Genomic DNA, 20,578 nt, shown 5'->3' with positions numbered 1-20,578 from the left:
TGCTCCCCGCGCTGATCTCTGGTACTGGCAACCGTCTCTGCAGCAGACGGCTACCAAGTAGGCAGACCTAATCCTGCGGACAGTCCAATGTGCCCGCTGCGCATGGGACAGCCCTGCCACCATCACCTGCAGCCATTCCTGACAGGCAGTCAGATTTCGTTCCCACGGCGTTCCCATTTCCCAGGGGAAACGAGCCAGCCGAACTACTCCGCGGCAAAACAGCAGGTCAAGCGTGCCCCCGGCAGGATTCGAACCTGCGACACCCGCTTTAGGAGCGAGGTGGGGCGACGCATGCTGTGACCTGCGGGTTCCCCGCCCAGAGCAGAGTCCGGCGGCACGCGCCTCGGTGTATCCCGATTCCCCGTGACTCCCCGACCGTTCTGGCACGGATGTGGCACGATCTTCGTCCTGGAACGGCCGCCGTGATTCTCCGCTGACTGCCTCCGATGGGGCGCGCGGGGCGCGAACCCCTTGCCGTCCGGTCACCGCGGGTCGACACCCCATATCTTGATGGGCTCGTACGCTCCATCGCGGAAGTCGAAGACAGTCACTTCGGTGTCGGATATGTGTCGGAAGTGGCCCCCATAGCCGGGCTGCGCGATGTGTGGGGCGAGCAGGTCCAACAGGCCCCGGAGGTAAAGCATGGAGTCATCGATCCAGTGGTTGCGTGCGAAAAGTTCCCACTCGTACCTCTCCCCGGAACTGGTGAACTCTTGCACCTCGCGACGCAGAGACACGATGTCGCCACCGGGCATCCGGCGGTTGTTGTAGTTGTCCGGGACGAGCAGTGGGAACAGATACTCATCTTGGTCATCGAGACCTTCGGGGAACTCGGCGTCCATGCCCAAGTGCCACCGCAGGGCGGCCATGACCCATTCGGGGGTGTCGTCGCGCAAGTAGCAGGAAAGGACGACCTCGTAGCGCTCACTCATGGGCGGCATTGTGCACGGCAGGACTGACACCGGCACGACGGTAGTGCTTTCACGGTCCCCTCGATGCGAACTACGGGCGGGGAGGTCGCTGAGGTCTCCTGGGCCGGTCAGCCGGGCGCGTAGAGCCGGTAGCGGTCGGCTGTGGTCACAGTGGTTGCTGTACTTCGCTGCTGTACAGACGCTGATTCAGCTAACTGGATCTTCAGTGTCGCTGTGCGGACCTTCGCTGGGTTCCGACTGCGGTCGCTTGGCGTAGCGAAAGCCAGTCACGTACCCAAAGGCGTAGGCACCGAACAGCAGCACAATGACCACCGCAACCAGTCCCACCTTGTCGCCGTCGGCGATTGCCTTCCACGCCATCATGGCCACGAAGAGGATCGTCAGTGCTAGTTGGAACCAGTGTCGCTTGCGCAGTCCACGTTGCTCCACCACAGCAATCCCCCTCATGTCTGCACCCCACAGCACAGCACAGGTTACGCCGTGAGTCCCGGTCCCCTCTGGGGCACAGTCAGCGGATAGCTGACGATGCCGAGAGGTTGGCTCCGAGCCTTTGGGCTGGAGCTGCCATGGGGCGAGTGATCATGGCCCTGTAAGCTTCCAACGCGTCGGGCAGTCTGTGGACCTGCCCGGTAAAGCACGACGTTAGGGCCATGATCTTCGAGGCTCGCCCCATGGTGGCTGCCTAAAGTCTCGGAGCCAACCGGCCCCCGACGTTGCCCTGGCGGGGAACTCCCTCATGCCCCGGCCTTCCCCTCGTGGGCGCGCGTTGGCGCAGCCCGCCGGAGCGGGCCGAAGGCAGGAGCCCCGCCGGCGTCTTCGCCATCAACTCGAAGCGGCACCGAGGCAAAACCGTCTGGTACGGCGACACTGCCATCACGGTCAACGGAGCCGTGACCCGCCACATCGCGATTAGTCAGTCCGAAGCCGGCCACGTGTCTCGGGTCCTGTCTCGTCGTTGCGGCGTCGACGTTCCGGTACGTCCCGTGATCTCCGTGGTGCACGCGGCGAAGCTGACAGTCAAGAACGCGAACTCCCCGGTACTCGTCCTGGATGTGGGACACCTCGGGCGCACCCTGTCCGGCCTCTCACCGAGGCTCCTGCCCGACCAGGTGACCCGCATCTACGAGGTGGCGCGGGACCCGCGAACCTGGTCCGGCTGATCACGCGTCGAAGTCGTACTCAAGGATGTAAGAGGCCGCGTCCAAGGTCATCTCATTGATCTCGACCGGGCGCCCTTCGTCCGCGAACGCAGTCCGGCAAATGAGGATGACCGGCGTGCCCGAGGAGACCCTCAACTGTGCCGCCTCATCCTTCGTAGGCATGCGTGAGCGGATCTCTTCGCGGAAGTGCACCGGCTTGTACCCGAGTTCGGCAAGGCGGGCGTACGTTCCGCCGGGGCCCGTGTCCTCCTGAGTGATCGCTGACCCGGCGACCACCGACATGGGGAGATGGCTCGTCGCGAGAAGAACGGGCTTCCCGTCCAAGACGAACCGCCGGCGGCGAACGCAAACGGTCTCCTCATCCCCCAGGGTCCAGTACCTGCCCGATCCGCTCCGCTGCGGACTCCTCCGACACCGCCACTTGATCTACAACAAGCGTGCGATCCTCGATGTCGGCAGACCAGACGGACCGGCCGCTGCCCCACTGCTCTTGCGCAAGCCGCTGAATGCCTCGGCGCCTCAACGGCCGGAAGGAGCGGACGAACACGCCGGCGCCCTTTGGATTGACGCCCGGAAGGACGCCGGGGTCACGGTGGATGCCCACTTCCACGACCTTCGGCACACCGGGAACACCCTCGCCGCGTCCGGCGCGAGCCTGCGTGAGCTGATGACCAGGATGGGGCACAGCACTCCGCGCGCGGCGTTGATCTATCAGCACATGGTCAACGGCCGCGACCGCGAGATCGCCGATCGGCTCGGCTCGATGATCCGCAAGGAGCGGGGCGACGGGGACTAGTAGCGGACCATCTGGCACGTGTGTGGCACGGCCGTGATCATGACGAAGGGCCAGTTCGAGAGGATCAAGCCTCTGAACTGGCCCTTCATTGTGTGCCCCCGGCAGGATTCGAACCTGCGACACCCGCTTTAGGAGAGCGGTGCTCTATCCCCTGAGCTACGAAGGCGGGTCTTGCGGAAACGTCGGTGGCGCTCTGGGTGAGGGCTCACCGGCGTTGTGGCAAGAGCGGGACCGCCGGTGTGGGCGGCCCCTCACAGAGTAGCGGATCAGTGTGGCGGGGTGGGGCGCGGCTGAGACCTCAGGGGGGGCTTGGTGGGCGCCGGCTCCGGTCGGGGCCGGGAAGGGCCGGTGGTCAGGACTTCGCCGTGGGCGTCTGCTTGATGCCGTCCACGACCGTGCGCTCCAGGATCGCGCTGGTGAAGAGGACGGTGCCGGGGGTGATCAGGCTGTCGGTGCCGCCGTTCCTGCGTACCTGCACCGAGCGTTCACCCAGGAAGACATGGCTCTTCCTGTCGAAGATCCACTCCTCGCGTTCGCCGCTGGTCTCGTCGAGCCGGGCCACCGCCACCCCGTGCCGGCCCACCGCGTCCGTCGCGTCGTCGACCACGACGACCCCCGGGATCTTCGCGGCGGCCTTGAACAGCGCCGGGTACAGCGCCGCCGGCGGGTAGCTCTCGCCGAGCAGGTCGCCGATGGTGGTGAAGGCCTCCTGGTCGGGGGAGTTCCCCTGGCCCTTCGTCTCCGTGTAGATCTTGGCCAGCAGCTTGTCGGGGTCGGTGGTGAGCTTGGTGAGGTAGTCGTACGACGGGCCGTTCAGGGTCGGCTTCGGGGTGTTGCCCTGCTCGTCCGGGAGGGACAGGGTCTCGCCCTCGGGGCTCTTGTTGACGGCCGGGTCGATCAGCCAGCCCTTGGTGCCGTCCGGGGACTTCCAGACCTGCCGCGTGTGCAGCGGGTGGCTGGCCAGGGAGGACGTGCCGTCGACGTCGCGGATGTAGCTGTCGGCCGACTCGGACTTGATGTAGATGTACTGGCCGGGCCTGACGGCGGGGCGGGAGGCCGAGGTCTCGGCGGCGGCCAGGGAGATCTGGTCGAGCAGCCGGGTGACGCCCTTGGTGGTGGCCGCGCCGACGGTGGTGGTGAGGGCCGGACCGGCGTCCTGCACGCCGTTGCCGTCGTGGCCGGTGAGGGTCACTCCGGCGACGACCGCCGCCGCGAGCCCGGCCGCCGTCAGCGGCAGGGCGATCGCCGGACGGGGAAACCGGCGGCGCCGCTCCGGTGCGGGGGGCGTGGTCCGCTCGGTCTGCCGCATGTCGTGGATCTGGGCCATCAGTCGCTCCTTGTGGAACTGGTGGCGGCCCGGCGGCAGGTCCCGCGCGGTGGCGGACAGCAGCTCGGCGCCGCCGTCGTCCTCGGCCGGGTGGTTCCGGGAGGTGTGCACGGTCATCGTCGTCCTTCCTGTGCGGGCCGGATCACGTTGGTGTGATCACCTCTTGTCTGTCGAGAGCGGCCGCCGCCTTCCCGGATTCCGCAAGTTTTTTCCGGCGGTGGTCCGGCCGGCGGGGCGCCGGTGAGGTCGCGCAGCTTTCGGCGGGCGCGGGAGAGCCGGGAGGCCACGGTGCCGACGGGGATGCCGAGCGCCTCCGCCGCCGCCTCGTAGTCCAGGCCCTCGCCCAGGCAGAGCGTGACGACCTCGCGCTCGGGTCTGCGGAGCCTGCTCAGGGCGGTGAGGGCGGCGGCGAGGCGGCGCCCGTCGTCGACGCGGTCGGCCACCTCGTCCGCGTGGTCGGGCACCGAGAGCCGGGCCGCCGCCGCGGCGTTCGCGGCGGCCCGGTAGCGGCGGTTGCTGCGGTACTGGTTGCGGGCGGTGTTGGTGGCGATGCCCAGCAGCCACGGCCGCAGCGAACCGCCCTCGGGGTCCACCCGGTCGCGCAGCCGCCACGCCTCCAGGAAGGTCGCGGCCATCACGTCCTCGGCCACCGACCAGTCGGCGGTCAGCCGGAAGGCATGGTTGTAGACGGCGCGCGAGTAGCTGTCGAACAGTTCCGCGAACGCGCCCGGCTCCCCGGCCCGTACCCGGGTACGCATATGTGTGCTCACGTCACTGAGCTGTCCGGCACTCCGCACCGACTTCCCGTGATCCGGGTCACATGGGCGGGACGTGCGTGAAGCGGGACGCGATGTGGAGGTCGTCCTGGACCTGGGCCACCGTCGCGTGCAGGGCGGGCAGCACCTCGCTCACGCATTCCGCCAGGGTGCGGCGGGCCGCATGGGTGGCCACGTTCACGGCGGCGACCGGATGGCCCGCCCGGTCCCGTACCGGTACCGCGACCGAGCGCAGGCCCGACTCCAGCTCCTCGTCGGCCAGGGCGTACCCGCCCGGCTCGTCGCGGCCCAGCAGGGCCCGGCCGAGCGCCGTACGGCTCGCCGGCAGGCGGGTGCCCACGGTGATGTCCACCGTCAGGACCCGGCTCGCGGCCGCCACCGCGACGTACTGGATCTCCGCCGGACCGGTCCCCGGGACCAGAACCGCCAGCGCGGTCGGCTCGTCGAGCCGGTCCGCGAGGGCGCGCAGCCGGGGGGCCGCGAGGCGGGCGAGGGTGGTGCGGGACAGCGGGGGGTAGCCCAGGGACAGCACCCGGGGGGTGAGGGCGAAGTCGCGGCCGTCCGCGGTCACCAGGCCCAGGTGCTCGTACGTGATCAGGGCCCGCCGGGCCGTGGCCCGGGCCAGGCCCGTCGCCCTCGCGACGTCCGTCAGGGTCAGCGCCGAGCGGCCCTCGCCGAAGGCCGTCAGGACGGTGAGGCCCCGGGCCAGCGACTCCACGAAGTCGCGGCCGAGTTCGTGCTTCGAGGCGGTGGTCCACACGGCGAGGCCGGAGGGGGGCGGCCCCGGCTCGGCGGGCCGGGCGTCGGCCTCGCGCAGCTCCGCCTCCATCGCCGTCACCGCCTTACGCAGCCGGGGGAGCAGGGTCTCGCGCAGGTCCGCCGCCGTGTGGCGGCTGGTGTGGCTGACGACGCTCGCCACGCACGCCACCCGTCCGGTGCCCGGGTCGCGCACCGGGACGGACACCGCTACCAGGCCCGGTTCGATCAGCTGGTCGTCCAGGGCCCAGCCGCTGCGCCGGGTTTCCTCGGTCCGCGCCTCGAAGTCGTCGGCGGCGGCCGGATTCCGGGGCGGTACGGCCGGGAAGCCCGCGTCCGTCGGGTCCGCCGCGCGCCTCGCCCGCCAGGCCGCCCACTCCCGCTCCGTCCACTCGGCCGCGAAGAGCGGGCCGGGGGCGGTGCGTTCGGCCGGCAGCAGGTCGCCGATGCGGAAGCTGACGGACATCGCGCGGCGGCGGGTGGCCTGGTGGATGAACCGGATGCCGCTCCGGTCGGCGACGGCGAGGGACACCGACTCGTCCAGTTCGTCGGCGAGGGCGTCGGCGTGCCCGTCCAGCAACGCGGGCAGGCGCAGGGCGGCCAGGTAGGCGTTGCCCAGCTCCATCACCCGGGGGGTGAGGACCGAGTCCCGGCCGTCCGGGCGGACGTATCCCATGCGGGCGAGGGTCGCGGTGATCCGGTCCACCGTGGAACGGGCGAGGCCGGTACGCCGTTCCAGCGCGCTCGCGCTCAGCGTCCCGCCCGCCTCGGTCAGCGCCTCCAGCACCGCCACGCCCCGGATCAACGGCGTCACCGCCTCGGCAGGCGGCTGGTGCGCCACGGGGGAGGAGGACAAGGGGGCGGTCATCGACTCTCCGGCTCCGGTACGACGGCTTCCGCGATCTTTTGATCTCTGCGAGCTCTGCGATCTCTGCCACTTCTGCGATCTCTACGATCTGAGCAGCGCACGCCTACCGTAAACCGTGGCCCACCTGGCCGGCGCCGGGTCCGGCGACCCCGCCCCGAGCCGCTGCCCCGAGCCGCCGCCCCACCTCGCCACCCCACTCGCGCCGCCGCTCCGCCACCCCCTACCCGCCCTTAGCGGCGAGTCACCCGCACCCGGTAGTTCCCCTCCCCGTCCACCCCCGACACCTGCACCTCGATCCCGTGCGCGGGATCCTTGAAGCTCTCGCCCGGCCCGAACGGGGCGTCGGAGAGTTCCGCCTGGACGTTGGGGCTGCGGGTGCAGCCGCCGGTGCCGCGGTGGGCGTCGTACACCTTGATCGGTCCGCGGCCGGTGTCGACGTTCGCGTCGACCTTGTAGACGAGGACGCCGGGGCGGCAGACCTCCTCGTCGTTGCCGCCCGGGGTGCGGACCTCCAGGGCGTAGCCGGTGCGGGCGTCGACGGGGACGAAGACCAGTTTCCGGCCGCCGGGGCGGGAGAGGGGGGTCAGGGTGTACTCGGTGCCGCCGCGGGCCGCCGCGCAGCTGACCTGGTCGGCGTCCAGCCAGCCCAGTTTCCACTTGTGCCAGGCGAGGAGGTCGTTGTCGGCACCCCAGTCCTCGCTCATGATGTCCCAGTGCCCGACCGCCCCCCCGCCCTCCTGGGTGTAGAGGTCGGGCAGGCCGAAGACGTGGCCGTTCTCGTGGGGGAGGACCCGGTAGCCGGTGCGGGCGTAGGAGCCGGAGCCGTCGTCCTGGCGGGAGTAGACGAAGGAGGCGTTGGCGACCGGCGTGCCGTCGGCGACCGGGGCGTCGCCGTTGCCGGCGAAGGTCACCGACAGCACGGTGTCCAGGGCGGAGGGGCCGGCGTTCGGGGTGACCAGGACGTTGAGGAGGTCGTACGACCGGAAGTCCACGTCGGGGTCGGCGGCGGCCACGATGTCCTGGACCAGCTGCCGGTAGCCGGGGTCGAAGGGGGCGCCGCGCTCTATGCCGTACGCGCTGAACGGCTTCGGCATCCGCAGCCAGTGGTCGATCGGGGCGGCGGGCTGGTAGTCGAGCTTGCCGTAGGAGGCGGTGCGGAACCAGTCCTGGGTCTGCGGGAAGAACTCGTGGTAGCGGTCGAGCGCGCTGCCCTGGCCGGGTGCGTCTGGGAAGTCGACCATCAGGGTGAGGGCGTGCACGGTGCCGGTGGAGCGGGAGTAGCCGCCGGGGGTGGGGATGCCCTCGGTCATCTGGACGTCGTGGCCACCGCTGATCATGCAGGGGCCGTAGACGGAGGAGCGGGCCAGCGCGATCGGGCCGGCGCCGGCCGGTGAGGGGGCCGCCGTGAGGTGCCCGGTGCCCGCCGAGGTGCCGACCGCGAGGATCAGCGCGGCCACGGCGGCGAGGCAGACCGCACGGCGGCTGCGTATGCGGCGACCCGGCCGTATCGCGCGACCGCGGGCCGGCGCCGAGCGGCGGGACGACGGCGTACGACGGCGCGCCGAGGCACGACGGTTCGTGAGGTCTGTGAGGCTCGTGAGGTCGTTGAGGTCGTCCCTGAGGTCTCTGAGGTCTCTGAGGTCTCTGAGGTCCGTGATGCTCGCGGGTTTACGAAGACTGGCGGGTTTACGAAGTCGGCCGGGTATACGAAGGCGGGCCGGTACACGGCGGCGGGGCTGCGGCTGCATGCACGGACCTTTCGCGCCACGGCAGCCGCCGGTCTCCGGCTGCACCCTTTGGATCACCCTGTGTCGGCGGGGCGGCGGGCGCGCGCTGGAGAGGCCGATCGTGGGATGCGCCGGAGCGAGAGAGTGTGACTCAGGTCACTTGAAATTCGGAGAAGCTGTGGAAATAACCGGGGACCGTCTCCCCGTTTAGACCTGTGTCCGCGCGAAACGGGGAGCACTTCCCCGGATCGCGGAAACCAACAGACCAGGAGTACGCCGTGCAGACCGCGACCGCCCTTCCCGCCGTGCGCAAGGCACCCCGGCCCCGCGCCGACGCCCTGCGCAACCGGGAGCGGATCGTCGCCGCCGCCCGCGAGATGTTCACCGAGTACGGCCCCGACGTGCCGCTCGACGACATCGCCCGCCGGGCCGGCGTCGGCAACGCCACGGTGTACCGCAACTTCCCCGACCGCGACGCGCTCGTCCGTGAGGTCGTCTGCTCCGTGATGGACCGGACGTCCGAGGCGGCCGAGCTGGCGCTCGCGGAGAGCGGGGACGCCTTCGAGGCGCTGGAGCGCTTCGTGCACACGTCCGCCGACGAGCGGGTCAGCGCGCTGTGCCCGATGGTCGCCAGCACCTTCGATCAGAACCACCCCGACCTGGAAGCGGCGCGCAAACGGTGCGAGGAGCTCATCGGGCAGCTGATGGACCGTGCCAAGGCAGCCGGACAGCTCCGTCCGGACGTGGACGTCGGCGATGTGATGATCGTCGTGGCCCAGCTCAGCCGGCCCCCCTTCGGCACCGAATGCCTGGTCAGCGACCGCTTCGTCCACCGTCATCTGCAGCTGTTCCTGGACGGACTGCGGGCCCCAGCCCGCTCCGCCCTGCCGGGCACGGCCGTGACCATGGAGGACCTGCGCCAGGCCTGAACGACCGAGAGCGACAGCACAGTCCCGTAAGGGCCGATCAGTTCCCGACCGAGCACCGGTCTCATCTCGGACGGCCCTTGTTCCGCACCGATACGCGGTCCTAGTTCCGCACCGACACGCGGTCCTAGTCCCGCGCCGACCACACCGCCTGCGCTTCACCGATCCGTTTTTCCGTCACGAACCATCGACTTTCCGTCACGAAGTCACGAAGTGGGTACCCCCATGTCTGAAACAGCCGCAAAGGCTCCCGGCGCACCGGCGCAGTCCGGTGATGCCAACCGCTGGAAAGCGCTCGTCTTCATCGCGCTCGCCCAGCTGATGGTCGTCCTCGACGCGACCATCGTGAACATCGCGCTGCCCTCCGCCCAGGCCGACCTGGGCATCTCCGACGGCAACCGGCAGTGGGTCGTCACGGCCTACGCCCTCGCCTTCGGCGGTCTGCTCCTCTTCGGCGGCCGAATCGCCGACCTGTGGGGCCGCAAGCGGGCCTTCGTCATAGGCCTGACCGGCTTCGCCGCCGCCTCCGCGCTCGGCGGCGCCGCGACCAGCGGCGCGATGATGTTCGGCGCCCGTGCCCTCCAGGGTGTCTTCGGCGCCATGCTCGCCCCGGCCGCGCTCTCCCTGCTCGCCGTGATGTTCACGGACGCCAAGGAGCGTGCCAAGGCGTTCGGCATCTACGGCGCGATCGCCGGTGGCGGCGGCGCCGTCGGCTTCATCCTCGGCGGCGTGCTCACCGAGTACCTGGACTGGCGCTGGACGTTCTTCGTCAACATCCCGTTCGCGGTGGTCGCCGCGCTCGGCGCGTACTTCGTCATCCGTGAGCCGGAGGGCGGCCGCAACCGCAACCCGCTCGACATCCCCGGCGTGCTCCTGTCCACCCTGGGCCTGGTCTCGCTGGTGTACGGCTTCACCCGCGCCGAGTCCGACGGCTGGGGCGACGCCACCACCGTCGGCCTGTTCGTCGCGTCCGCGGTGCTGCTGATCGCGTTCGTCGTCACCGAGATGCGGGTCAAGGCCCCGCTCCTGCCGCTGCGCGTCGTCCTCGACCGCAACCGCGGCGGTATCTACCTCTCCCTCGGCGTCGCGATCATCGCGATGTTCGGCACCTTCCTCTTCCTGACCTACTACCTCCAGGTCATCAAGGGCTTCTCGCCGATCAAGACCGGCTTCGCCTTCCTGCCGATGATCGCGGGCATGATGGTCGGCTCCACCCAGATCGGCACCCGCCTGATGACCCGGGTCCCGGCCCGGGCGCTGATGGGCCCCGGCTTCCTGGTCGCCGCGGCCGGCATGCTGGTCATGACCCAGATCGAGATCGGCTCGTCGTACGCCTCGACGATCCTGCCCGCGATGGTGCTGCTCGGTCTCGGCATGGGTACGGCGTTCATGCCGGCCATGTCCCTGGCCACGCTCGGTGTCGAGCCCCGGGACGCCGGTGTCGCCTCCGCGATGGTCAACACCTCGCAGCAGGTCGGCGGCGCCATCGGTACGGCCCTGCTGAACACGATCGCCGCGTCCGCGACGACGTCGTACATCAAGGACCACATCGCGACCGCGACCTCCAAGTCGCAGCAGCAGCTGGTGCAGATGCAGGGCGCGGTGCACGGCTACGCCAACGCGATCTGGGTCGCCGTCGGCATGCTGGTGCTGGCCGCGGTGATCGTGCTGGCCCTCGTCAACGCCGGCAAGCCGGAAGCCACCCCGGTGGCCACCGGGGACGGCGCGGAGGACGAGGTGGCGGTCCCGGTGATCGCCCACTGAGCCTCTGAGCGACCACGGGACCGCCACGGCGGACCGACCGGGTACCCGCACGCGGGCCTGTCCTGAGCTCCTCAGCGGAGCCAGGGCAGGTCCGCGCCCGCTTCGTTGGGCTGCAGGCCCTCGGCGACGATCTGCATGATCTCGCCGAGGGCCTGCTGCTGTTCCGGCGTCAGCCGCTCGAACAGCGCCTGCCGTACGGCGGCCACATGGCCCGGCGCGGTGCGCCGCAGCACCTCGGTGCCCGCGTCGGTCAGGACGGCGAACTGGCCCCGCTTGTCGGAGGGGCAGTCCTCCCGCCGTACCCAGCCGTTCCTCTCCAGGCGGGCGATGGCGTGCGAGAGCCGGGACCGGGTGATCTTGGCATTCATCGCCAGCTCGGTCATCCGCAGCCGCCGCCCGGGCGCCTCGGCGAGCCCGACGAGCAGGCCGTAGTAGATGTGCGGCATCCCCGCGTCACGCTGGAGCTGACGGTCCAGATGGTCCTCCAGCAGGGTCGTGGCGTGCAGGTACGAGCGCCAGACGCGCTGTTCGTGGTCGGTGAGCCAGCGGCTCTGCGTGGTGGCGGATCCGGATGCCGTATTCATGTATCCCACTGTACGAGGCCTCTCCTTGAAACTTAAACTAGTGGGGCGTAAGGTGGTGCGACAGAAAGCTTGAGATTTAAAACAGTCGTGTGAAGAGTCGAAACGTGGGGGCCGGGAAGGCAGCCCGGCACCCGGAGGGAGCCGCCGCCATGTCCGCCGCCGCACCGGAGCGCATGCCCGCCCTCTACCTGAGCCACGGTGCGCCGCCGCTCGCCGACGACCCGGTCTGGCCCGGCGAGCTCGCCGACTGGAGCGCCGGCCTCCCGCGTCCCAAGGCGATCCTGATGGTCTCCGCCCACTGGGAGGAGGCCCCCCTCGCCCTCGGTGCCGTCCAGACCGTCCCCCTCGTCTACGACTTCTGGGGCTTCCCGGAGCACTACTACAAGGTGCAGTATGCGGCCCCCGGCGCGCCCGAGCTGGCCGAGTCCGTGCGCAAGCTGCTGCGCGCCCCCGGCACCCCCGTCCAGGACATCCCGGACCGCGGCCTCGACCACGGCGCCTACGTGCCCCTGGTGGAGATGTTCCCGGCCGCGGACATCCCTGTCCTGCAGATCTCCATGCCCACCCTCGACCCGGTCCGCCTGATGGAGATCGGCCGTCGGCTCGCCCCGCTGCGCGACGAGGGCGTGCTGATCGTCGGCTCGGGCTTCTTCACCCACAACCTGGCCGCGCTGCGGTACGCCGGCCGCGGGGTGCCCACCTGGTCCTCCGAGTTCGACGACTGGGGGCACCGGGCCCTGGAGAACCGCGACTGGGACGCCCTCCTCGACTTCCTCGACAAGGCCCCGGCCGGCCGCTACGCCCACCCGCGCACCGAGCACTTCGCCCCGCTCTTCGTCACCATGGGCGCGGCCGAGGCGGGCGGCGAGCTGGACGCGCAGAAGTCGGTGATCGACGGGTTCTGGATGGGAATGGCGAAGCGGTCCGTGCAGTTCGGGTGACGGGGCGGGGCCGGCGGGGGCGCCTACAGCGGGCGCTCGTACCAGGCGACGTCCCAGTAGCGGCCGAACTTGCGGCCCACCTCGCGGTACGTGCCGACGTACCGGAAGCCGAAGCGCTCGTGCAGCCGGGTGGACGCCTCGTTCGGCTGCGCGATGCCCGCGTAGGCGCGATGCAGGTCCTCGCCCGCGAGCGCCTCGAAGAGAGCCTTGTAGAGGAGCGTGCCGATCCCGCGCCGGCCGGCCTCCGGGGCGACGTACACCGTGGTCTCCACGGAGGTCGCGTAGGCCGGTTTCGCTCGGTAGGGGCTGGATGTGGCGTACCCGAGAATCTCCTGTGAGTCCGCTGACGTGGCAACCATCAGGCGGTACGGGCCGTCTTCCGGGTGGGAGAGCAGCCACGGACGACGCTCTTCCGGCGTGAAGGCCACCGTGTCGAATGTGATGGACGTCTCACGAACGTAGTGATTGTAGATCTCCGTGAGGGCTACGAGGTCACCCTCGGCTCCCGGTCTGACCTGCACCTCTGTACGTTCCGACGGCACCGCTCCTCCTCACGTGGTCGGACAGGGTACTGCATGATCAGAAAAATCGGGGGGCAGCGTGGGAATTCTGTCCGGATTCCAGTCGTTGTTTCCATCAGATGCCGGGCACTCGACGACAGTCCGAGGAGTTCCAGAAGTGGAGTTCCGGAGCGCTGGAGTCCGAGCGCCGAGCATTCACTGAAGGACCGAGAAGAACCGACAGGACCACCCCGCCCGCCCACCATCGCAAGGGAGCACGCATGGCAACCCGTGCCGTCGCCCGTCGTCAGTCCGCCGTCGCCGGCGAGACGGCCGACTCGGCAAGCAGTGTTCGCGCCCATGGCGTTCGCGGCCATGGCGGCGAGATCGCCGACCGCGATCTGGTCGGCATGTACCTCGACGAGATCGCGCGCACACCGCTCCTCGACGCCGCCAAGGAAGTCGAGCTGTCCCAGACCATTGAGGCGGGTGTGTTCGCGCGACAGGTCCTCGACGGCGAGGAGGAGTCCGCGTCCGACGCCACCCGCGAGGAACTGGAGGCGCTCGTCGCCGCCGGTGAGCGGGCGAAGGACGTCTTCATCCGCTCCAACCTCCGCCTGGTCGTGGCCGTCGCCCGACGCTACCCGCGCAGCGGTCTGCCCCTCCTCGACCTGATCCAGGAGGGCAACGCCGGCCTGGTGCGCGCCGTCGAGAAGTTCGACTACCGCAAGGGCTTCAAGTTCTCGACGTACGCCACCTGGTGGATCCGCCAGGCGATCACCCGCTCCATAGCCGACCAGTCCCGGACCATCCGGCTCCCCGTCCACCTGGTGGAGGAGCTCGGCCGGATCCGCCGCGTCCAGCGCGAGTTCAACCGGGAGCACGGCCGCGACCCGGAGCCCGCCGAGATCGCCGCCGAGCTCGGCTCCACCCCGGAGCGTGTCGTCGACGTCCTCGACTGGGCCCGTGACCCGGTCTCGCTGAACATGTCGGTGGACGACGAGGGCGAGACCCAGTTCGGCGACCTCCTGGAGGACACCTCGGCGGTCAGCCCGGAGCAGTCCGTCCTGACCCTCCTGCGCAGCGAGGAACTGGACGACCTGATCGGCCGTCTGGACCAGCGCACGGCCTCCATCATCAAGATGCGGTACGGCATCGAGGACGGCCGCGAGCGCACGCTGACCGAGGTCGGCAAGGAGCACGGTCTGACCCGTGAGCGCATCCGCCAGATCGAGAAGCACGCGCTGCTCGAGCTGAAGAAGCTGGCCCGCTCCACCGGGTTCGAGCCGGCGGCGTAAGGGGGTTGAGCGGGGGCCGGGGTTTCGCAGAAGTGGAGCTCGCGTGACTGGTGCACGCGAGACTCCACTCACGCCGGGCGCGTGCGCCGGGTGGCGAAAGACGGCGCAAAGATGGCGCGGTACCGCCGCTTCGGGGCTCCACGTGTAGGGAACAACCATCCAGGGCCGGGGAGTTGAGGCCGGGGCGGACCACCCCGCAGGGAGCCGACGGCACCTGACGGAACGGCAGCCGCCGACGAGCCACGACCACGCACGACAACTCCGACGCCCCCCGGCCTTGTCCACAAGCCACGTCCCGACGCACCATCCCCCCGGCGCCGGGACTCTCCCAGAGCCGGGCTCCGGCGCCCATCCCCCCTGGGCGCCGGAGCCCGGCTCCACACTCGCCCTGCGCCGCGGGATCCTCCGCGCCGCAGCAGGCCGGGTTTGCCCGGATCCGATGCCCGCGGGCATGCTGAAACGGTGGTTCACCCCGTACCTGAACCACGGGGTGAACCACCGGATGGCAGATTCTGCCACATGGGCATAGTGTGCCGAGGTGAGCACCCCCAGTACTACCGGCGACACCCCCACGCAGGACCCCGCCCACCTCTCCCTCACGGAACGGCGCAAGGCGGAGACCCGCATGGAGATCGCCCGGGCGGCCGCGGGCCTCTTCGTACGGCGGGGCCTGCGGGCCACGCGTGCCGAGGACATCGCGCAGGCCGCGGGCATCGCGCCCCGCACGTTCTACCGTTACTTCGCCACGAAGGAGGAGGCGGTCGCCCCGCTCTACGCGGCGGGCGCCCGCCGCTGGGCGGAGGCGGTGCGGGCGGCCCCGGCGGCCCTCTCCGTCCCCGAGGCCCTCGAACACGCCGTCCGCCACACCCTGACCCCCGGCGTCGGGGTCTCCGCGGGCTCCTGGGAATGGGTCCGCACCCTGATCCACCTGGCCGACACGAACCCGGCCCTGCGCAAGGTCTGGGCGGAGGTGTGCCAGTCCTCGGACCGCCTCCTGACGTCGATCCTGGCGGAACGCACGTCCACCTCCCTCGATAACGTTGCCCCGCCCGCTCATCTGCGCTTCGCCGCGGCGGTGGCCGGCGCGGCGGTGAGAGTGGCGGTCGAATCCTGGGCAGCGGGTACCGCCGACCCCACGGGGCCGGACGGCCCGGCAGCCCTGGCCCTCCAGAACCTGGCGGCGCTGCGGGGGTTCGCGTGGGAGGGGTTGGGCGCGCCCGGCTAGCCGACGAGGGCCGGTCGTCGGCTGCGGGCCGGTGGGGGCTGATCGCGCAGTGCCTCCCCCAGCCTTCGGCTGGGGGTACCCCCAGCCTTCGGCTGGGGGTACCCCCAGCGCCCCGTAAGGGGCGCTGCAGCCGCGTCGGCCACATAGCTGCGGGCACCCGGCCAGCGCCGGTAAGCGTCCCCCGCCGTCCTCAGCCCGCACCCCCAGCCCGACTCAACCGGCCCCCCAACTCCCGCACGCACGCCACCAGTTCCGCAGGCTCCCGCACCACGAACTCACACCCCACCATCACCAGCCGCACGGCCAGCCACTCCACCGGATCCCCGGTGTCCCCCCGCACCACACACGATCCGCCGTCCCCTTCCTCTGCCACCGGCGTCCCCAGCCACGCCGGCAGCCGAGCCCCCACCTCCGCCACCGACCCGGCGAACGCGACAGTGAACCCGTACGTCTCCTGCTGCCGTTGGATGGACCGCCGCAGGTATTCCGCCGCGCTCCCCGTCGGCATCTCCCGCGGAGCGAACCGCGCGCCGGTGGCGAACGGCTCGCTCACCCGGTCGACCCGGAACGTCCGCCAGTCGTCGCGATCGAGGTCGTACGCCACGAGGTACCAGCGCCGTCCCGTCGACACCAGCCGGTACGGCTCCGCCTGCCGCCGGGTCTCACTCCCGTCCGCCGCCCGGTACGCGAACCGCAACCGCTCCCGCCCCGCGACCGCCGACGCCATCACGGTCAGCGTCTCGGGCGCGATACTCGCCCCGTCCCCACTGGTCAGCGGCGTGGTCGCGGCCTGCAACGTGGTCACCCGGTGCCGCAGCCTGGCCGGCAGCACCTGCTCCAGCTTGGCCAGCGCCCGCACCGACGCCTCGTCCACCCCCGCCACGGCATGCCCCGCCCCGGCCCGCAGCCCGACCGCGATGGCGACGGTCTCCTCGTCGTCGAGCAGCAGCGGCGGCATCGCCTTCCCCGCGACCAGCCGGTACCCCCCGTCGGCCCCCTTGCTGGCCTCGACGGGATACCCCAGCTCCCGCAGCCGGTCGATGTCCCGCCGCACGGTACGCCGGGACACCCCGAGCCGGTCCGCGAGCTCACCACCGGGCCACTCACGGGGCGTCTGGAGCAGAGACAGCAACTGGAGGAGCCGGGCCGGAGTGTCTGTTGTCATGCAGACGAGGATGCCGCACGACTAGGACAAGATCTGGCCTAATGCCTCTCTAGATTGACGTCATGACTTCCACCGACGTCGACGACGGCACCCTGAAGGTGCGCGGGGCTGCATCGATCAGCGGCTCCGCCGCGAGGCGCGACCAGCCACAACGAACCGGCACGGACAACACCACGCCCACCCCGACGGCGCTCGAAACGTCGGCCTCCCCCGGTGCACCGCACCGCTGGCTGGCCCTGGCCATCGTCATGACCGCCGCTTTCATGGACCTCGTCGACGTCACGATCGTCAACATCGCCATCCCCTCCATCCAGCGGGACGCCGGCGCCTCCTTCAGCCAGATCCAGTGGATAACCGCCGGCTACGCGCTCGCCTTCGCCGCGGGCCTGATCACCGGCGGCCGTCTCGGCGACATCCACGGCCGCAAACGGCTGTTCCTGATCGGCGTCGCGGGATTCACCCTCGCCTCGGCCCTCTGCGGCTTCGCCGCGAACCCGGAGATGCTGGTCGCCTCCCGGATCCTGCAGGGCGGCATGGCCGCGATGATGGTCCCGCAGGTCCTCTCGATCGTGCACGCCACCTTCCCGGCCCACGAACGCGGCAAGGTCTTCGGCCTGTTCGGCGCGATCGTCGGCCTGGGCGCGGTCTCCGGCCCGCTGCTCGGCGCACTCCTCACCGAGTGGAACCTGTTCGGCCTCGAATGGCGCCCGATCTTCCTGATCAACCTGCCGGTCGGCATCGCCGCCCTCCTCCTCGGCCGTCGTTACATCAGCGAATCCAAGGCCCCGCGCGCGCTGCGGCTGGACCTCGTCGGCGTCGCCCTGGTCACCCTCGGCCTGCTGATGCTGCTCTACCCGCTGACCCGCGGCCGCGAGCTGGGCTGGCCGCTGTGGGGATACGGGTCGATGGCCGGCGCGCTGGCCGTCTTCGCCGTACTCGTCGCACACGAACGCCGCAAGGCGGCCCGCGACGGCTCACCCCTCATCGAACCCTCCCTCTTCACGGTGAAGAGCTTCGCCGCCGGTATCGCCGTGCAGACCGTCTTCGGCGTCGCACTCGGCATCTTCTTCCTGGTCTGGACGCTGTACATGCAGGTCGGCCTCGGCTGGACCCCGCTGCACGCCGGCGTGACCGGGGTGCCGTTCTCGATCTCCGTCTCGGTCGCGGCCGGCATGTCCGTCCAGAAACTGGTCCCCCGCTTCGGCCGCAAGGTGCTGCAGGCAGGCGCCCTGCTGATGGGCCTCGGTGTCCTGCTCTACGTGTGGGAGTCGGACCGCTACGGCCTCGCCATCGCCTCCTGGCAGATGGCCCTGCCGCTGGTCGTGATGGGCGCGGGCATGGGCCTGATCGTCGCCCCGCTGACGGACGCGGTGCTGTCGGAGGTGCCGCGCGAGCACGCCGGTTCCGCCTCCGGCCTGATCAACACCGTGCAGCAGATGGGCAACGCGCTCGGCCTCGGCCTGGTCTCGGTGGTCTTCTACGGCGTCATCGACGACCGCCTGACCTCGTCCCGGGTCGGCCCGGCCTTCGCGGACGCCTTCCGGTACGCCCTGCTCTGGGTGGCCGCGGTCATGGGCGTGATCTTCCTCCTGATGTCCGCCCTGCCGAAGCGCCCGGCGCAGCACCTGGAGGCCGGCGGCGAGGAGGAGGCACTCCCGGCGGCGGAGCGCGAGCTCGTCCACTGAGCACCGTCAGGCACAGGGCCCGGCGCCGGAAGGTGCCGGGCCCTTCCGCATGGACGTACGGGCGCCTCTGAGCCGCCCTGAACGGGCCGAAAGCCCGATCATGTCCGTTTGTGGCCCGAACCTGTTTACTTTCCGGAAATCCCGGCGTAGCCTCCTCGCGAAACCACAAGTTCGGGCATGAGTCGGACGCAGTCGGACATGAGTCAGGCGCGAGTCGGACACGGACCGGACGTCGGCGGGACATATCTTGGAGCGGAGGCGCAGGGGCATGTACGCACCGGAGCGGCAGCAGGAGATCCTCCGGCTCGCCCGTGACGGCGGCCGGGTGGACGTCGTGTCGCTCGCCGAGGAGTTCCAGGTCACGCAGGAGACGATCCGCCGCGACCTGAAGGCCCTCGACCGCGCAGGACTCGTCCGCCGGGTGCACGGCGGTGCCATCCCGGCCGGACGCCTCGACTTCGAGCCGGACCTCGCCGAACGCGAGTCCACCTCGGCCGACGAGAAGGACCGCATCGCCAAGGCCGCCGTCCCGGAGCTGCCGACCGAGGGCACACTGATCCTCGACGCCGGTTCGACGGTCGCCCGCCTCGCCGCGGCCATCCCGCTGGAGGCCTCCCTCACCGTCGTCACCCACAGCCTCCCGATCGCGGCCCGCCTCGCCGACCACCCGGGCATCCAGCTCCACCTGGTCGGGGGGCGCGTACGGCACCGTACGCGCGCCGCGGTGGACGCCTGGGCGCTTCGCGCGTACAGCGAGATCCGGGCGGACGTCCTCTTCGTCGCCGCCAACGGCTTCTCCGCCGACCAGGGCCTGACCACCCCCGACCTCGCCGAGGCCGCGGTCAAGCGGGCGGCCGTCGCCGCGGCCCGCCGGGTGGTCCTGCTCGCCGACTCCGCCAAGCACGGCCAGGAGCACTTCGCCCGCTTCGGCGACATGGGCGACGTGGACCTGCTGATCACCGACAGCGGGCTGAGCCCCGAGGACGCCGCCGCCATCGAGCGCGGCGGCACGGAAGTAGTACGAGCATGAGCACCACGAGCGTCACGATCGGTACGGGCATGATCCTCACCGTCACCCCCAACCCCTCCCTCGACCGGACCTACGAGGTCCCCGCCCTGGAGCGCGGCGAGGTCATCCGCGCCACCGGCGAGCGCATGGACCCGGGCGGCAAGGGCGTCAACGTCTCCCGCGCGGTCGCCGCCGCCGGCCGCCGCACGGTCGCCGTCCTGCCCCTGGGCGGAGCTCCGGGCGCGCTCATCGCCGATCTGCTCGACGCCCAGGGCATCGAGGTCGCGCCGGTCCCGGTCGCCGGAGCCACCCGCTCCAACATCGCCCTCGCGGAGTCCGACGGGGTGCTCACCAAGATCAACGCGCCGGGCCCGGAGCTCTCGGCCCAGGAGCAGGAACTGCTCCTGGAGACCGTGCGCGAGCAGTCCCGGGACGCCGACTGGATCGCCTGCTGCGGCAGCCTGCCGCGCGGGCTCGCGCCCTCCTGGTACGCCGATGTCGTCGCCCGGGCGCACGCCGGGGGCGCGCGCATCGCGCTGGACACCTCGGGGCGCGCGCTGCTCGAAGCGCTGCGCGCGCAGCCCGACGTGGTGAAGCCGAACGCCGAGGAGCTCGCGGAGGCCGTCGGGCGGCCCCTGGCCACGGTGGGCGACGCGCTGAAGGCGGCCGAGGAACTGCGCGGCATGGGCGCACGCGCCGTCCTCGCCAGCCTGGGCGCCGACGGCCAGCTGCTCGTGGCGGACAAGGGCGCCTGGTTCGCGAGCGCCCGCGTGGGCACCGTCCGCAGCAACGTCGGTGCCGGCGACTCCTCCCTCGCCGGTTTCCTCGTCGCCGGCGGCAGCGGCCCCGCGGCCCTCGCCAGCGCCGTCGCGCACGGCGCCGCCGCCGTCCAGCTGCCCGGCAGCGTGATGCCCACGCCGGCCGACCTGGACCCGGCGGCGGTCACCGTCACCGACGTCGTCCCCGTCGACCGCGAACTGACGGAGCCGGTGTCATGAACGCTCTTACGTCCACTCACCGGGCCGCGCTCCTCCCCGGCGCCGCCCGCCGACAACCGGCCCAGGAGCGGCGAGGAGTCTCGTTACTCGCCGCGCCGACGGGCCGTCGGGGCACCCTGAGCCGCCCCGCCGTGCCCGGGA

General features: G+C 71.0%; 19 protein-coding genes, 1 tRNA gene and 1 pseudogene. 10 read left to right on the top strand and 11 right to left on the bottom strand.

Features of this window, described 5'->3' with window-relative positions:
- Positions 1-482: 482 nt before the first annotated feature.
- Complete coding sequence (locus ACFY0P_RS36130; RefSeq protein ID WP_388923010.1) at positions 483-932, bottom strand: hypothetical protein; 450 nt, start codon at positions 930-932, stop codon at positions 483-485.
- Positions 933-1,118: 186 nt separating this feature from the next.
- Positions 1,119-1,364 carry a hypothetical protein gene (locus ACFY0P_RS36125; RefSeq protein WP_388923007.1) on the bottom strand — a complete coding sequence of 82 codons (246 nt, stop codon included), beginning with the start codon at positions 1,362-1,364 and terminating at the stop codon, positions 1,119-1,121.
- Between the two features lie 551 nt (positions 1,365-1,915).
- Here ACFY0P_RS36125 and ACFY0P_RS36120 point away from each other — a divergent pair.
- Positions 1,916-2,092 carry a hypothetical protein gene (locus ACFY0P_RS36120; RefSeq protein WP_388923004.1) on the top strand — a complete coding sequence of 59 codons (177 nt, stop codon included), beginning with the start codon at positions 1,916-1,918 and terminating at the stop codon, positions 2,090-2,092.
- On the opposite strand, the pseudogene ACFY0P_RS36115 reads toward ACFY0P_RS36120, so the two are convergent.
- Positions 2,093-2,651 (bottom strand): annotated as a pseudogene (locus ACFY0P_RS36115) (GntR family transcriptional regulator); the annotation flags it as partial.
- Here ACFY0P_RS36115 and ACFY0P_RS36110 point away from each other — a divergent pair.
- On the top strand, positions 2,535-2,888 hold the full coding sequence (locus ACFY0P_RS36110; RefSeq protein WP_388923229.1) for a tyrosine-type recombinase/integrase: 354 nt from the start codon (positions 2,535-2,537) through the stop codon (positions 2,886-2,888). The pseudogene ACFY0P_RS36115 and the gene ACFY0P_RS36110 overlap by 117 nt on opposite strands.
- 93 nt (positions 2,889-2,981) lie before the next feature.
- On the opposite strand, the gene ACFY0P_RS36105 is transcribed toward ACFY0P_RS36110, so the two are convergent.
- The 5 genes from ACFY0P_RS36105 to ACFY0P_RS36085 form a co-directional block, all read right to left on the bottom strand.
- Positions 2,982-3,054 (bottom strand) — tRNA-Arg (locus ACFY0P_RS36105).
- Between the two features lie 186 nt (positions 3,055-3,240).
- Entirely contained in the window at positions 3,241-4,332 is a 1,092-nt protein-coding gene (locus ACFY0P_RS36100) for a CU044_5270 family protein (RefSeq protein ID WP_388923001.1), read from the bottom strand.
- Complete coding sequence (locus ACFY0P_RS36095; protein ID WP_388923226.1) at positions 4,329-4,973, bottom strand: RNA polymerase sigma factor; 645 nt, start codon at positions 4,971-4,973, stop codon at positions 4,329-4,331. The genes ACFY0P_RS36100 and ACFY0P_RS36095 overlap by 4 nt, the downstream gene beginning before the upstream one ends.
- Positions 4,974-5,031: 58 nt before the next feature.
- Positions 5,032-6,615: an IclR family transcriptional regulator C-terminal domain-containing protein gene (locus ACFY0P_RS36090; protein WP_388922998.1), complete on the bottom strand. Its 1,584-nt coding sequence runs from the start codon at positions 6,613-6,615 to the stop codon at positions 5,032-5,034.
- A gap of 230 nt (positions 6,616-6,845) precedes the next feature.
- Entirely contained in the window at positions 6,846-8,123 is a 1,278-nt protein-coding gene (locus tag ACFY0P_RS36085) for a M6 family metalloprotease domain-containing protein (RefSeq protein ID WP_388923223.1), read from the bottom strand.
- Positions 8,124-8,620: 497 nt separating this feature from the next.
- On the opposite strand from ACFY0P_RS36085, the gene ACFY0P_RS36080 reads away from it, so the two are divergent.
- Together ACFY0P_RS36080 and ACFY0P_RS36075 are read left to right on the top strand one after the other, a co-directional pair.
- A complete protein-coding gene (locus tag ACFY0P_RS36080) occupies positions 8,621-9,271 on the top strand; it encodes a TetR/AcrR family transcriptional regulator (protein WP_388922995.1) in 651 nt (216 codons plus the stop codon).
- 222 nt (positions 9,272-9,493) lie between these two features.
- Positions 9,494-11,032, top strand: a complete 1,539-nt coding sequence (locus ACFY0P_RS36075; RefSeq protein ID WP_388922992.1) for an MFS transporter — start codon at positions 9,494-9,496, stop codon at positions 11,030-11,032.
- Between the two features lie 71 nt (positions 11,033-11,103).
- Here the strand turns inward: ACFY0P_RS36075 and ACFY0P_RS36070 are convergent, their stop codons facing one another.
- Positions 11,104-11,616: a MarR family winged helix-turn-helix transcriptional regulator gene (locus tag ACFY0P_RS36070; RefSeq protein ID WP_388922989.1), complete on the bottom strand. Its 513-nt coding sequence runs from the start codon at positions 11,614-11,616 to the stop codon at positions 11,104-11,106.
- Between the two features lie 149 nt (positions 11,617-11,765).
- Between ACFY0P_RS36070 and ACFY0P_RS36065 the strand changes: the two genes are divergently transcribed.
- A complete protein-coding gene (locus ACFY0P_RS36065; RefSeq protein WP_388922986.1) occupies positions 11,766-12,557 on the top strand; it encodes a dioxygenase in 792 nt (263 codons plus the stop codon).
- Positions 12,558-12,580: 23 nt separating this feature from the next.
- On the opposite strand, the gene ACFY0P_RS36060 is transcribed toward ACFY0P_RS36065, so the two are convergent.
- Positions 12,581-13,099 carry a GNAT family N-acetyltransferase gene (locus ACFY0P_RS36060; RefSeq protein WP_388922983.1) on the bottom strand — a complete coding sequence of 173 codons (519 nt, stop codon included), beginning with the start codon at positions 13,097-13,099 and terminating at the stop codon, positions 12,581-12,583.
- A gap of 239 nt (positions 13,100-13,338) precedes the next feature.
- On the opposite strand from ACFY0P_RS36060, the gene ACFY0P_RS36055 reads away from it, so the two are divergent.
- Positions 13,339-14,355 carry an RNA polymerase sigma factor RpoD/SigA gene (locus ACFY0P_RS36055; RefSeq protein ID WP_388922980.1) on the top strand — a complete coding sequence of 339 codons (1,017 nt, stop codon included), beginning with the start codon at positions 13,339-13,341 and terminating at the stop codon, positions 14,353-14,355.
- A gap of 625 nt (positions 14,356-14,980) precedes the next feature.
- A complete protein-coding gene (locus tag ACFY0P_RS36050) occupies positions 14,981-15,580 on the top strand; it encodes a TetR/AcrR family transcriptional regulator (protein WP_388923220.1) in 600 nt (199 codons plus the stop codon).
- Positions 15,581-15,770: 190 nt separating this feature from the next.
- Here the strand turns inward: ACFY0P_RS36050 and ACFY0P_RS36045 are convergent, their stop codons facing one another.
- The gene (locus ACFY0P_RS36045; protein WP_388922977.1) at positions 15,771-16,745 is read right to left on the bottom strand and encodes a helix-turn-helix transcriptional regulator; all 975 of its coding nucleotides are present in this window, start codon (positions 16,743-16,745) and stop codon (positions 15,771-15,773) included.
- A 248-nt stretch (positions 16,746-16,993) separates the two neighbouring features.
- Between ACFY0P_RS36045 and ACFY0P_RS36040 the strand changes: the two genes are divergently transcribed.
- The 3 genes from ACFY0P_RS36040 to pfkB all read left to right on the top strand — a co-directional run bounded on the left by ACFY0P_RS36040 (position 16,994) and on the right by pfkB (position 20,437).
- Positions 16,994-18,430: an MFS transporter gene (locus ACFY0P_RS36040; RefSeq protein WP_388923217.1), complete on the top strand. Its 1,437-nt coding sequence runs from the start codon at positions 16,994-16,996 to the stop codon at positions 18,428-18,430.
- A 268-nt stretch (positions 18,431-18,698) separates the two neighbouring features.
- Positions 18,699-19,460: a DeoR/GlpR family DNA-binding transcription regulator gene (locus ACFY0P_RS36035; protein WP_361287296.1), complete on the top strand. Its 762-nt coding sequence runs from the start codon at positions 18,699-18,701 to the stop codon at positions 19,458-19,460.
- A 29-nt stretch (positions 19,461-19,489) separates the two neighbouring features.
- Entirely contained in the window at positions 19,490-20,437 is a 948-nt protein-coding gene (pfkB, locus tag ACFY0P_RS36030) for a 1-phosphofructokinase (protein ID WP_388923214.1), read from the top strand.
- The last annotated feature ends 141 nt before the right edge of the window (positions 20,438-20,578 follow it).

This window comes from Streptomyces sp. NPDC001714, from assembly GCF_042892755.1.
In the GTDB taxonomy this organism is placed as follows: domain Bacteria; phylum Actinomycetota; class Actinomycetes; order Streptomycetales; family Streptomycetaceae; genus Streptomyces.
Note: the sequence above shows the minus strand (reverse complement) of the source record. Positions and strands in the feature narration are given on the sequence as shown.

Excerpts from the sequence above, each read along its gene's own strand:
- ACFY0P_RS36130 (WP_388923010.1), bottom strand. The coding sequence starts at position 932 with ATGAGTGAGCGCTACGAGGTCGTCCTTTCCTGCTACTTGCGCGACGAC.
- ACFY0P_RS36100 (WP_388923001.1), bottom strand. The coding sequence starts at position 4,332 with ATGACCGTGCACACCTCCCGGAACCACCCGGCCGAGGACGACGGCGGC.
- ACFY0P_RS36095 (WP_388923226.1), bottom strand. The coding sequence starts at position 4,973 with ATGCGTACCCGGGTACGGGCCGGGGAGCCGGGCGCGTTCGCGGAACTG.
- ACFY0P_RS36090 (WP_388922998.1), bottom strand. The coding sequence starts at position 6,615 with ATGACCGCCCCCTTGTCCTCCTCCCCCGTGGCGCACCAGCCGCCTGCC.
- ACFY0P_RS36075 (WP_388922992.1), top strand. The coding sequence starts at position 9,494 with ATGTCTGAAACAGCCGCAAAGGCTCCCGGCGCACCGGCGCAGTCCGGT.
- ACFY0P_RS36070 (WP_388922989.1), bottom strand. The coding sequence starts at position 11,616 with ATGAATACGGCATCCGGATCCGCCACCACGCAGAGCCGCTGGCTCACC.
- ACFY0P_RS36065 (WP_388922986.1), top strand. The coding sequence starts at position 11,766 with ATGTCCGCCGCCGCACCGGAGCGCATGCCCGCCCTCTACCTGAGCCAC.
- ACFY0P_RS36055 (WP_388922980.1), top strand. The coding sequence starts at position 13,339 with ATGGCAACCCGTGCCGTCGCCCGTCGTCAGTCCGCCGTCGCCGGCGAG.
- ACFY0P_RS36050 (WP_388923220.1), top strand. The coding sequence starts at position 14,981 with ATGGAGATCGCCCGGGCGGCCGCGGGCCTCTTCGTACGGCGGGGCCTG.
- ACFY0P_RS36045 (WP_388922977.1), bottom strand. The coding sequence starts at position 16,745 with ATGACAACAGACACTCCGGCCCGGCTCCTCCAGTTGCTGTCTCTGCTC.
- ACFY0P_RS36040 (WP_388923217.1), top strand. The coding sequence starts at position 16,994 with ATGACCGCCGCTTTCATGGACCTCGTCGACGTCACGATCGTCAACATC.
- ACFY0P_RS36035 (WP_361287296.1), top strand. The coding sequence starts at position 18,699 with ATGTACGCACCGGAGCGGCAGCAGGAGATCCTCCGGCTCGCCCGTGAC.
- pfkB (WP_388923214.1), top strand. The coding sequence starts at position 19,490 with ATGATCCTCACCGTCACCCCCAACCCCTCCCTCGACCGGACCTACGAG.